An 11,785-nucleotide genomic window follows, 5' to 3' on the forward strand; every position below is an offset into this window, starting at 1 on the left:
GATCTGGCTAGTTATGTCAACACCCGCCTACCGACAGTCAAAGTCCTGAATACGACTCAAGGTCTGTCATAAAGCCGGGATCGCGGGTCAAGTTACTTCTTCTCAGGCGAGTCGTGAAGCCTCTCGCTGCCTTTTGTGAAAGAGGACGCGATCCTCTCTCCTGCAACAGTCGGGCTAGGGACGTGCGCCTCCGCAATGGCCCAGCCGAAAGCTGGTCGGGAAGCTTCCCGTTCAAGCGACGGCCGTCAATCAAGGCGCCAGACCAGCCCCACCCTTCACCGACGGACATGTCCGCGGTCAGATCTACGGGGTCAAGGTCGTCATAGGCTTTGAGGCCTTCGGCGAGCCACTGGACTACCGGCACAGCAACGGCGTTGCCGACGAGCTTCCAACGGTCGCGTACGGGGGCGGCTTTGGTCCACCCTGCGGTGAAGCCCTGCAATATTTCAAGGGCCTCAATTGATGGAGTCTGAAACCGGTGTTCGGCCTCGGCGCCCGGGAGCCAAACAGCCGGCGAGGTCGGAATGCCGGCAGTGGTCGAGCCCTTGATCGTTGGGACTACTCCAACGCCCCACCCAACCCCTCGGTTGCCTTCGGACCAATAGAAGCCGTTTGCGTCGGCAATGTGACTGGGCGGCACATGATGCACAGCACGTCCTTCGTTCAAGTCACGAAACAGCACTCGGGTCGGATCGTGATAACGGCTTGCCAAGACGAAGACACGTTTGCGTCGCTGTGCCACACCGAAATGCTGGGCATCGAGGATGCGGTATGTCCAGGAGTATCCGGCCTCCTCAAGCGTGTCGGTGATCACCCGAATTGCGTTGCCCTTGTTCAGCCGCAGCATGTTCGGAACATTCTCGAGCAGTACCCACTCGGGCTTCGCAAGGCGGACGTGTTCAAGAACGCCGAGGATCAAGCCCGACGCACTGCCGTCAAGCCCCGCTTGCTTCCCGGCTTGCGATAGGTCAGTGCACGGGAAACCGGCCACAACGACGTGCGCGTCATGCATGTCGTTCGGAAGTTCACGAACATCGGCATGGAGGACGGCACGAGGAAATCGCTTGGCAAGAACGCTGCGTGCGGGATCCCAATTCTCATATGTATGAACGGGGCCTGTGAAACCGGCCTTGCCTAGACCACGCTCGAAACCACCGATTCCCCCGAACAGGCTCAGGATGGGGGCGTCAGGGTGCATCTCTCAAGTATTCCAGACAAGCTGGCAGTGTAGGCACGAACCTCCGGGAGTGCCTGCGGGCATCTATGCCAGCGGGAGCCAAACAAGAATTGACGCTGGCCCTCGTGCTGAGTGTTCTGCCGCCTTCTTTCAAGGACGACAGAGTCCAAAATCAGCTAGGTTTCAACTCTCGGCGGTACCCATTCTGCGTTATTTCGACGGTAGATCCCACCGTACAATAACTGCGCGGCCGGCCTATCGGGTGAATGGATCGCGGCCTCGGGAAGATTCTGCTCTTCCTATCGTCCGCGACAACCTCAATCACGCACCGGAAGAATTTTCCTTTCGGCAGCAATTTGAAATCCATCGGGCATGGGCTTGAACGGCCCATCCGCGGAACGGTGACTCGATTGGAATTGCCTCAATGATTCAACATTGATATCCCCAGTCACGATGTAATCACGAACCCCGCCCTTAATCTTGACGATGTCGCGTTTCCACGCGTCACGATACGGCGCGCGAATCCGACTATCACCATACTGTCGGTCATTGCACTGGATGATGAATGCATGTATGTCCAGTGCTGCGGACTCTACAAGAGCTTCGAAGGTCGTTGTGTCGCGGTTCCACTCCGGCACAAAGAGAGCGTCGATTTGCCCCCGTAACCGAGCCCTGTGGTTGATGTTGGTGAGTTCGCTGCAAACCAAAATTGCAAAGCTAAAGCCACCATGATGAATTACAGTCAAGGGCTGCTCGGCAGACGACGAATGGAGCTTCAGCCCCCCAAGCCGATGGAGTTCCTGTTCCTCGTGAAGCGCGAGTTGCTGCTTGTCTTGTCGATATATCATCATCGACGGAAATCCCAAACCGTCGTGTGCGAGAGCCGCCCAAACCTGATTACGAATGCCATGCTCACCCGCATGAAGATACTCAATCCCCGCTATTAAGGAGATGCGGCGTGCCTGCAACTTGTGCGCAATGCGCATGAACCACTTGGCCGGAAGCGCAAGTTCGGGTAATATCAGGTAGTCGATTCCGCCTGATTGCGATATCGCCTCATTGATCAGGGTGTTGAGTCGCCGGTATCGATCTGCATCCGGGTCAACGCATTTGACCACCGATGCCGTCCAGCTTTCGTCTGCGGTTTTCCAGCTCCCCAAGGCAATGCGCTTAGTCTTCGCCGGGAGGGCGGACTGGACTCTCAAACTTGGATTTGTGCAACTCTCAAGGTAGGGAAGTTTGCTGATCAATGAGAATCCTCGAAGTGACAGCATTGCATCGCTGAGTGCCTTCCGGGATTCGGGCGCGAACGGATCCCGGACGACAACGAACAGTTCGGCAAGACTGAAGGGCCTGGTTGGAAAGGCTAATCCAATCGGAATAGCCTCTGGCAGTAGATCGATCCACCGCATTACCGCCTGCAGCCCGCGCCACACTGGTTCAGTCAGTAGCGCTACGGGGTCTCCAATTGTCTCGGTCTGGCCTCGCACCAGCCCTCGTTGCGACACGAGTTCCTTCGGCAGAAATGCAAACCGGAGTGGCGAGTAGGCGAGGTCATGCATAAAAAAACGGGCATGTTGCGTTTGCAGGGCCGTCTCGCCGATTCCTTGGAGGCTCAGTGCCCTCATCTCTGGCAGCGCAATGATCGCTTCCCAGCGGATCTTCTCCGACGGAGAGAGAGCCGACGGAAATGCCGAGCCCAGGCTCTCATAGAGAGAAAGCGTCAGATGATATTTCCAGGAGTTGACAACGTCCGACCCTGGAATATCGTCGACATTCTTTGATTTCACGCATACGTTACAGTCGTCGCTGACGCGATCGACCAAACTGTTGATTGCTACGATCATCTCCGCCAGTTGGACGAAGTCCTTGCAGGCTGTGGCCAACCTGATAACTCGAGTGATATATGTCGCCAATTCGAAAAAGTTAGGTAGAACGAGGACATGCTCTACGAAGGCACCATAGAAGGCCAGTCGATGATCGCGCCAGACCTCAGGTTCGAGGTCTCTCTCGTAGGCTTCGAGGTCACGAAGCTGAAGAGCAAATCCCGCCCGTCGCATTGTCAGGGAATCAGTTTTTCGAAGGTTGTCTGCGATCTCTCCGTCTGACTGAGTCGCAGCTACCATCTCCGTGGCAACGTCCGATGCCTGTTGCGGGAGGCTAGGAAGGGAACGCCACTCGCTGGCTCGCTCCTGAACCTGACGCTCTATCGAGTCGACTAAGACTCTCCCAGAAACACCTTCCAAAAGAAATATCTTGTTCTTTGCGTTCGCAAAGAGAATGCAACTGTTCTCAAGGTATGGAGCGCTGTATTGAACCCCCGGCGATTCGCCGGCGGCCCGCGACAGCCTCGTGCCAGAACGACTAAAGAGCCAGTCCCACAGTTCAGCGGGTGTAGTGAACCCTGCCCCGTTTTCCATAACAAGCATAATGTCGTCAACGTAGCGACCGTAATAAAGCGGTACGACTTCCCGCTCCATCATCCGGTCGAGCTCGATTAGAGCCATGTTTGCTATTAGTGCTGAAGCCGGCAACCCGACAGGCAATCCCTGTTCTAAAGGCGTGGACGCCGCCCATGCTGTGATGGCATTAATGAAAAGAAAGTTGAGCTTCTCCTCATTGGCGGAAAGTTCTAAGCCCAATACACCAGATACGAAGGCGGTATCTAGCATGAAGTCGGGATTCAACTCATGGTAAAAAGAGCTCACGTCAGCGGTGATTGCAATGACTTTCTTTTCGTCCGAAAGAGCCTCAGTCATCGCTGCCAGGCCCTTATCGCGCCAAGCTCTAAAGGGCGCCATGTATGGAGAGAAAGAACCGAGGGAGAGTTCGTTCACTTCGCCATCCGATTGCCGGCGTAGACGATTCCCGTAGGCAGACGGTTTGAGGCATCGGTCGAATTTATGGCCGACTTTCATCATCCATAGGGTCGAAAGCACGTGGAGGTCGAGGCTGCATTTCGCGGTAAGTCGAAATTCGGCGGTAGGACGACGGGGCGGTTTTTGAGCCGACATTCTGTCCAAAGTTTGCCCCCACACCGCCCTCGGCGCTGATAGTTTCAGTTCTTCTTCACCCTCGGCTTGGATGATGTCTTTTACAGACGTAGGTAGGTAGGTATATCCACCGAAAAAATCAACCTCTTCAACCCAGTCGGTCGCAGTACCGTTGATCTTGTCCAGGAGGCGTCGCAAGTTGGATTCGAGGGCCACCTCGTAGTCAGCGATGGCCAGCATAGACGGACTCGTCGTGTAATAAAGGTCAACCTTCGCTTTACGATAGGCCTTTCCCATGTCGGCAAGTGTCCAGCTCATTTCATTCGCTCCTTGAAAATTCTCAAACGCGGGCTGCCGTGTCAAGCCTCGGTACAGATGTGTTGGGCGACGGCACTGGCGGTTTCCCTTCAGACTAGCCAGCAAAGGGCAGTCGCTACGACCCCGTCCCCCTCAGGCCCAACTGCTCCCGAGCGATATCAGCCCGGGCCAGACGCTGTCCACTTCCGCTACCTCTACCGTGCTGGGTCTCGTACAAGATCGGTGAACTATCGCGTCGAACGATGCTGATGATTATTACTGTGCCGCATCTCAAGTGCAACACAGCCTAGAATTTACAGCGGATTATGGAGATCCGATGAGTCCTTCTGGATCGCCTGAAGTCGCTCTTCTGTCTCTTCATCGATAGTGTCCGGGCGACCAGGTTCCACCATCGTAGGCACGCGGCATTTCTGCCGCGCGCTCACTGAATTGCAGTGCTTACGCCCTGTGCTCCTCGAGGATCTTGTCCAGGGTGGAGTCCAGGTACACGGCCGATTTCTCGTACTTCTCCGTGAGCCGCAGGCGCGCCTCGTTTGACAGCCCGGCCTGCCGCACCGGATCCGCGTTGTGCGATATGTCTGCCCTCTTCACAATCAGCGCGAGCGGGTTGGCCGCCACCCGAGCCATCGACTCGGCGAGCGGCTCCCCCGTGCGCTTGGTAATGGCATCCACGGCCTCGACGACGTGTTCCTCGAAGCCGAGCGTACGCAGGTAGTCGAGTGTGACTGCCGTGTCCTCGACAACGTCGTGCAGGGCAGCCACGATCTTTTCGTCGTCGGTGCTCACTCGGCGCATCACCGCGAGCGGGTGGCAGACATACGAAACGCCCAGCTTGTCACGCTGTCCGGCGTGCGCTGAACGGGCCAGGTTCACCGCGACGTCCAGCACTGACGGCTGCGAACGCGACAGCAGGTACTCAGTGACGGATGCCCAGTTCGGGAACCGAGCATCCGGCCCGAACTGCAGCCACTCCCCTTCGAACTCACCGGCACCGTTGGCCGAACGGTCATCGACCAGAAAGTCACCCCGGTTGAGGTTCTTGTGGTGCGAGAGGATCAGGCGCTTGTAGGCGACGGTCTCGCTCGTGAGACCCAGGTGCTTCTGCACCCACAGCACCTTGTCGTGCCAAGCAGAGGCGTTGTGCCACGGCGCCGTGGAGAGGATGTAGGTGTCGAAGTGTTGGGCCAGCTCGCGGTACGCCGCCAAGGCATCCGGCAGAGGGTCCATCAGGGCGAAGATTCCGGGGGCGTCGTCGTAGTGGTCCGCGAATTTGATCTTGTCTTCCTGGCTCAGCCGTCGAATTCCGCTCGGGAAGTCGACGAGCGTGTTGTCGAGGTCGATGTAGAGGATCTTCTTCGGTGCAGGCAGTTCGTGGTTCGTCACAGTGGTGCTCCTTGGTTCGAATGTCATCATGACAGGTAGGGGCCCAGGACCTGGGCCGTGGTGATCGTGAGGTTGCGGTGAATGTTTTCGTAGGCCGGCATCAGCTCGGTAGCCCCCATCACCGTGTGGATCACGCCGGCCGAATCGAAGATTGCGATCGGCTCGAGGTTTCGTAACAGCGCCCAGAACGGCTGGAAGAAGTGGATGCCGCGGCCGGTCGACGCGATCTGGGCATCCGCTGCGTCTGCGTAGTCGTCGCGGGCCTTGAGAGCGGTGGGAAACGGCAGAAAGTAGGGGCAGTCGGGGTCGTCGTAGGGGTTCATCGGTGCCGGCACGGCATACCACTCGTGCCGGTCGTCGACCGCGCTGGCGAGCGCGCTGGCGATCACCCGGTAGGTGAGCGAGTGCGGCGTGGTGACCGGGGTGGCTTTGGGGATACCGAGACCGGTGGCCACCTCGATGCGCTTGATGGTCTCGTGCGGGCTGACCGCCGCCATCATCTCGATCCAGCTGATGTTGTTGACGACGCCGTTCACCAGATATTTGCAGCCGCCCACGAGATCCCACTGGATGCTCATGCTGTCCTGCTCGTCGTGCACGATCACGAGGCGGCCGTCTCCGGGGACCTCGTGGCCAGAAATGCGCAGGTGCGGGTGACGCCGCACGAGTTCGCTCGCGATCCACCAGATCTGCGCGGTGAGAAAGCGATCGGCGGGCGGGTTGTACTCCTCGTACCCGTCGCCTCCCCCGTCACCGTTCTCATTAATCACGAAGTTGTTGCCGGAATCGTTCGATGCCTCGCTGCTCATGCTCTCGTCTCCTTATTGGTCACGTCACGCCCGGCGGCCACGCGCTTGATGGCGGCCTGCAGAAACTGCTTCGGAGTCGTACGCGGCAGCACCTCCAAGACTTCCGTGAGCGCCCGGTCGATCGCTACCCCCCTTATAGAGGACTGCGTACAGAGCCGCGACCGACGGCGTACGGCTTTGTGCCTGCGCGCAGTGCAGCAGCACAGTGTGTCCCTCCGCTCGCAGCGCTGCGACGGCATGGACTGTGTCGAGGAGCACGAAGTCGAGATTCGGGTTCTCAGCGGGGGCGTCCTTGTCGATCAGGCGCACCTCCACGTGGTGACGGATGCGGGTGGGCACCTGCGCGGTGCCCACCCGGCAGAGAGAAACCACGGCGTCGATCTCGGTGGGCAGCCTATCGAGGGCTCCGGCCGCGCCGAGCCAGACGCCGTCGTCGTGCGGGTGTTGCACCAAAGTCGAAACATCACCGAGGTAGGCATAGTCGTGGCGTTCGGTCTCGGTGTCTCCGGTAGCTCGTTCACCGAGCCGCACCAGGTCCGCGGCGGTCAGGCGGGGCCAGCCGTGCACGATCCGGCGCCACTCGGTGGGAACAGCGGATGCGCCCCAGCGCGCACCGAGAAGCCCGCCGGCGATGGCCGCCACGGTATCGGTGTCGCGGCCACCGCGCACCGCGGCTTCGAGTGCGAGGCGCAGGTGCGTCGCATCCGTCGCTTTGGTGGTGCTGATCGCCGACCACGCGCCCTGCAGCGCCTCGACCACCCAGCCGTTGTGAGCGAAGTCTGACGGCTGGCTAATTTCGGCCACCGCGATACGGGTTTCCCAGAGGTCCCGCCGGTCGTCGGGCAGAAACTGAAGGCCTACGCGCACGTCAAGTTCGCCCTCGAGCACCGCGTGCCGAATGGCGAGGCACCAGAGCACGCAGGCATCGCCGGCATCCGCCTCATAGTGGGTGAGGCTGCTGATGGAGCGGGCCGCCTCGGCGAGCGCCACCGAGTCGTCGAGGTACGCGAGGGCCACCGGAGCGGTGCGCATGAGCGAACCGTTGCCGCCGCTGCGCCCGTGTCGTTCGTGGTGCGCCTTCGCAACCGCACGCACAGCTGATGCCGTGGGCTCGGTCTTCGACAGCACCGCCCGCAGCTGAATCCCCACGTCGGGCGCCGTCTTCGCCCAGTCGACCCATTGGGCGACGATGCCGTCGAGAACGTTCTCGTCGCGGAGGTCCAGACCGTCCGCGGCAGCCTGGGCGATGGGGACAGCCATGGAGGTGTCGTCGGTCCACTCCCCCGGTTTCCAGGCGAAGCCCCCTCCGCCCTTCATGCGCACTGGGGTGCCGTCGGGCAGGGGCGGCCCGAATTCGTAGCCAGCGCCGAGCGCGTCGCCGCAGGCCATTCCGAGGAGCACACCGGCGGCGCGGTCGCGTTGCGCGGTGCTGAGGCGTTGAGGTGTGTGATTCATCTGGTCTCCCCTATTTTTTAGATCGGTTTCGATCTATCTCCAATGTAGCTCACATTTGGAAGAATTAGCTCAGATCTGCGATAATTAGCCAGTGGCCACGTATCGAGACAGTTCAGACAAGCTCTTGACCGATTACCCGCGCCCGTCTGTGGCCGTGGATACGGCCGTGCTCGCAGTAAGAGAGGGAGTGCTTTGTGTGGCCCTCGTGCAGAACGAAAAGAGGCGGCGGTTGCCGGGAACCTTCGTGCACGAGCGCGAAACTCTGGCCGACGCCGTACTCCGCTCCCTGCACGACAAGGCCCATATTATGGGTCTGCGCCCGCGCCAGTTGCAGGTGTTCGACGCCCCCAATCGGGATACGCGGGGCTGGGTCATCTCGGTGGCGCACTTGGTGGCGGCGCCGCAGGCATCCATCTCGAAGGCCGAACTGACACCGATGTCAGAGGTTCGCGGCCTGGCCTTCGACCACGACTTGATTCTCGAGCTGGCGGTCAGCACACTGCGGGCTTCGTACCGGGCCTCGGCCGATCCCGAGCGGCTGCTCGGCCCGGAGTTCACACTGCTCGAGCTGTTGCGGCTGCACTCGGCGATCGCGGGTGAACCGCTCGGCAAGGACACCTTCCGTCGGCGCGTGCTCGGTGAGCTGGTGGAAACGGATGCTTATCAGCCTGGCTTGGTCGGCAAGCCCGCGAAGCTGTTTCGGCACGTGGAACTCTGAGCTGCCCGGCTGCCGGTCACGGTATCTCTCGAAATTGTCCGCCTCTTATGCTTCGTCGCTAACCAAGCCAAGTTGTGACGCAAACTTTGGGCCGCGCATCAAATCATCGTGGCTGACGTATCGCTGTGAGAGTGTCCAACCCCACGGCTTGCCGTTTGCAGTCTTCATATCGCTGCGCACCGCGCGGGGCATCACGAATGTCTCTTCGCTCTCGCGGGACGACAGAAATACCACCTTGTATGCCTCCCCCGAATTTCGGGTTGCCCTAGCGACCTCTTCGTGAATTAGTCCCCCGACCCGGCGCACCTCAGCGTGTATCGAGTTCAAGCGTGCGTAAGCCTCGGCCAAGTTGAACACGATGGACTCCTTTATGTAGAGGATCTCTGCAATCTCGGGTTTGATCTCCTGGTCGGCATAAAATTCTGTAAGCGTCACACTGTCCCGGAAGCATCGGTCCGGCTGGCAGATATAAGCAGCACTCTCGAGATACTCGCCGGGTGCGCACAAGACCAACCCTTGTAGCTCCGCGTTCGACTGCGAGGTTGTCTATGAGTTGCAGGAACCGTCGGAACGCCGAGGCATGACCGGAGCGGGCGATCGCCGCACTAGGTTGTTGGGCGTCGGTGCTGCCTCCTAGAGGCTACGGGTGGATGCGGGTTTGACGCTGGCTCGGCTCGCAAGGCGTCATTGCCGCTTTGGGCAGCGGGGAATTTGTGGGGGAACTAAATAGGGCCGGGGGCCGAGCTGCGTCGCGAGATATGGTTCGCACGCCCCACAAAACCTTCGGACACCAAGGCGGGTGCGTGGCAATACACTCAGGCTGAGTGCCCGCGCGCGCTCATATTTAGGAGCAACGGACGCCAGTGTCGGAGGGCACCAGTAAGCTGCGAATCATTCCAACCTCCAAGTCAAGTGCCGAACACCGAAACGAGAAATGCCGAATTGATGCAAACCCGCGATCAGGACATGGCCGCCCGCTATTCAAACGGTGAAACCCTCGATTCCATCGGCGAGGAGTATGGAATCACCAGAGAACGGGTGCGGCAGATCGTCAAGAAGTTGGGCGGCGCAGGCGCTGGCGAAGCCCGCGCAAAGCGCCTGGAGTCGGGGCTTTTGGCGCAGGGCGCAACGCGTTTGGCCTTTCTCGAACGTTTCGGGAGTATTGCTGCCGATCTTGCCGCTCGCGGCTACTCGCGACCATCCGTTATCACTCGTCTCAAGGCTGTCTTCCCCGATATCAACGTCGCCGTCGCCGACGATGCGCTGGCGGGCTCGGGGATCATCTTCGATAAGAAGTCCATGGAGAACCGGTTTTCAGATGCGACCATCATCGCCGGCCTCTGGTATCTGCTCGGTTCCGAGCTATCGTTGGCTCCGGACGGTGAATGGGCGGCCGCGAACTTGGGCGATGAGGCCTTCGATGAGCTTCCGCACGCCCTCGGGGACGCAACGATAAGCGATGACGACCTGGCCACCATTCTGGGACTGATAGGCGCTGCTCAGCGTCACGCTATTGACCATCCGGAAATAACGATCACCGGAGCTCGCTATCAGGAATTGAGGGAACAGCTAGTCGCCGCATTTGGACTGGTCTCCGACAAGGGAGTTTCGCCCTGGCCGCCCACGCGCCAGACCGTGATGAAACGATTCGGCGGCTGGAACGAAGCACTGGTCGAAATGGGCATCAGCACGGCCGCGAAAGGACGCCCGAAAGGACTTGTGCAGTTCACACAGGAAGACTATGACGATGCCGTACTTGCCTTCAAGAGTCACGTCCATGCGAATGGCATCAGCCCTGCGGTTGCCAACTACGGGCCGTGGGCCCAAGCCCAGACCGCCGCGGGCTTTCGGCGGCCGTCAGTCTCTTCAATGCGCAATCTGTACGGATCTTGGGGAGAGATGATGAGGTCGGCTCCCAAGACGAACCCGGTAATTGCTCCAAACTGATGCACCGTGAGTAATAGGCTCGTGCAGAATCCACGCCGCGAATCGGCGAACAGACGTACGGTGGGGTGGTCTCGGCAACAGTGGCACTCTCAATCCACCCGATGCAACTTATCCATACTTCGAACCGCTTGTCGGTCACCTTCGACGACATGAATCTCGTATGGGCCGCGGGGCTGATCCCCGCGCTAGATTTGGCGGTGAAAACGGGTCTCGGTGAGCTGGCCGTGGGGCTAATACACTCTGGTTGAAAGCTCGCGCGTATAACTGGTCAGACCGACCGGTTCAACGCCATCAGGGCACCGCACGCCAGCAATTGGCACCATTCGATGGGGATCCTTACTTGAACAACCGAAAACTGCAAATTCTTGACGAACTTGGGCGTCTTTCAGAGGACGCGGCTTTAGTTACCGCTGACATCACGGCGGCCGCGACACCGGATGAGCAAGTCGGTATTATCGAGACGCGCAGCCGCCCGATCCAAGCCCAGATGGAAGCCCTCTTTGCGGAGATTCGACGGCTCGATGTGCAAGGGATGCGAGAGACGATCGAGCAGACCCGGGCAGCCACCGGGCGTGGATCAAAAATTCTCAAAGCCGCGGCCCGAGAAGCTACTGATCTGCTAGAAACGGGTCTCACTGATGCCTCTGAGTTGCTCGAAACCGCAGAAGAAGAAGCCGCCGAATTGCTCGAAACGGCCGAGCAGGAAGCCACGGAACTGATCCAAACGGCTCGGCAAGAGGCTGTCGAGCTGCGAGACGATGCTCAACGGAACGCCGATGACCTGATTGACAGCGCGATCAGTGAGGCCACAGATGTCTTGGATGAGGCGCAAGAGGAATTTGACGACCACAACAGTTGACAGCTGGCCCCCGTGGGCACCATAGAGCAGTGATCCTGCGCGGGCAATAAGCTCGATGACAATGCGCACCGGGGGCCGTCGAGCGGTCGGCATGCGATGACACGATGGTCACTGCACGAGTGGCAC

Annotated in this window: 9 protein-coding genes; 3 read left to right on the forward strand and 6 right to left on the reverse strand. The window is 59.6% G+C overall.

Annotated features, from left to right (window positions below; genetic code table 11):
• Positions 1-37: 37 nt before the first annotated feature.
• From E3T51_RS00500 to E3T51_RS00525, 5 genes are all read right to left on the reverse strand, one after another.
• The gene (locus E3T51_RS00500) at positions 38-1,198 is read right to left on the reverse strand and encodes a DNA cytosine methyltransferase (protein ID WP_134526094.1); all 1,161 of its coding nucleotides are present in this window, start codon (positions 1,196-1,198) and stop codon (positions 38-40) included.
• 296 nt (positions 1,199-1,494) lie between these two features.
• Positions 1,495-4,488 (reverse strand): reverse transcriptase domain-containing protein, encoded by a 2,994-nt coding sequence (locus E3T51_RS00505; RefSeq protein WP_134526097.1) that lies wholly within the window; start codon positions 4,486-4,488, stop codon positions 1,495-1,497.
• 438 nt (positions 4,489-4,926) lie between these two features.
• Complete coding sequence (locus E3T51_RS16910) at positions 4,927-5,871, reverse strand: 5' nucleotidase, NT5C type (RefSeq protein WP_198417813.1); 945 nt, start codon at positions 5,869-5,871, stop codon at positions 4,927-4,929.
• 26 nt (positions 5,872-5,897) lie between these two features.
• On the reverse strand, positions 5,898-6,680 hold the full coding sequence (locus E3T51_RS00520; protein WP_134526100.1) for a TY-Chap2 family putative peptide chaperone: 783 nt from the start codon (positions 6,678-6,680) through the stop codon (positions 5,898-5,900).
• A gap of 24 nt (positions 6,681-6,704) precedes the next feature.
• Positions 6,705-8,135 (reverse strand): ADP-ribosylglycohydrolase family protein, encoded by a 1,431-nt coding sequence (locus E3T51_RS00525; protein WP_198417814.1) that lies wholly within the window; start codon positions 8,133-8,135, stop codon positions 6,705-6,707.
• Between the two features lie 91 nt (positions 8,136-8,226).
• On the opposite strand from E3T51_RS00525, the gene E3T51_RS00530 reads away from it, so the two are divergent.
• A complete protein-coding gene (locus E3T51_RS00530) occupies positions 8,227-8,853 on the forward strand; it encodes an NUDIX hydrolase (protein WP_134526103.1) in 627 nt (208 codons plus the stop codon).
• Positions 8,854-8,898: 45 nt separating this feature from the next.
• On the opposite strand, the gene E3T51_RS00535 is transcribed toward E3T51_RS00530, so the two are convergent.
• Positions 8,899-9,288, reverse strand: coding sequence for a hypothetical protein (locus tag E3T51_RS00535; protein WP_134526106.1), 390 nt, complete (start codon positions 9,286-9,288; stop codon positions 8,899-8,901).
• Positions 9,289-9,798: 510 nt separating this feature from the next.
• Here E3T51_RS00535 and E3T51_RS00540 point away from each other — a divergent pair.
• Positions 9,799-10,800, forward strand: coding sequence for a sigma factor-like helix-turn-helix DNA-binding protein (locus tag E3T51_RS00540; protein ID WP_134526109.1), 1,002 nt, complete (start codon positions 9,799-9,801; stop codon positions 10,798-10,800).
• A gap of 340 nt (positions 10,801-11,140) precedes the next feature.
• Positions 11,141-11,659: a hypothetical protein gene (locus E3T51_RS00545; protein ID WP_134473282.1), complete on the forward strand. Its 519-nt coding sequence runs from the start codon at positions 11,141-11,143 to the stop codon at positions 11,657-11,659.
• Positions 11,660-11,785: the final 126 nt, after the last annotated feature.

This window comes from Cryobacterium serini, assembly GCF_004404025.1.
Lineage (GTDB): Bacteria > Actinomycetota > Actinomycetes > Actinomycetales > Microbacteriaceae > Cryobacterium > Cryobacterium serini.

Coding starts and splice junctions, on each gene's coding strand:
- E3T51_RS00505 (WP_134526097.1), bottom strand. CDS start 4,488: ATGAGCTGGACACTTGCCGACATGGGAAAGGCCTATCGTAAAGCGAAG.
- E3T51_RS00525 (WP_198417814.1), bottom strand. CDS start 8,135: ATGAATCACACACCTCAACGCCTCAGCACCGCGCAACGCGACCGCGCC.
- E3T51_RS00540 (WP_134526109.1), top strand. CDS start 9,799: ATGCAAACCCGCGATCAGGACATGGCCGCCCGCTATTCAAACGGTGAA.
- E3T51_RS00520 (WP_134526100.1), bottom strand. CDS start 6,680: ATGAGCAGCGAGGCATCGAACGATTCCGGCAACAACTTCGTGATTAAT.
- E3T51_RS00500 (WP_134526094.1), bottom strand. CDS start 1,198: ATGCACCCTGACGCCCCCATCCTGAGCCTGTTCGGGGGAATCGGTGGT.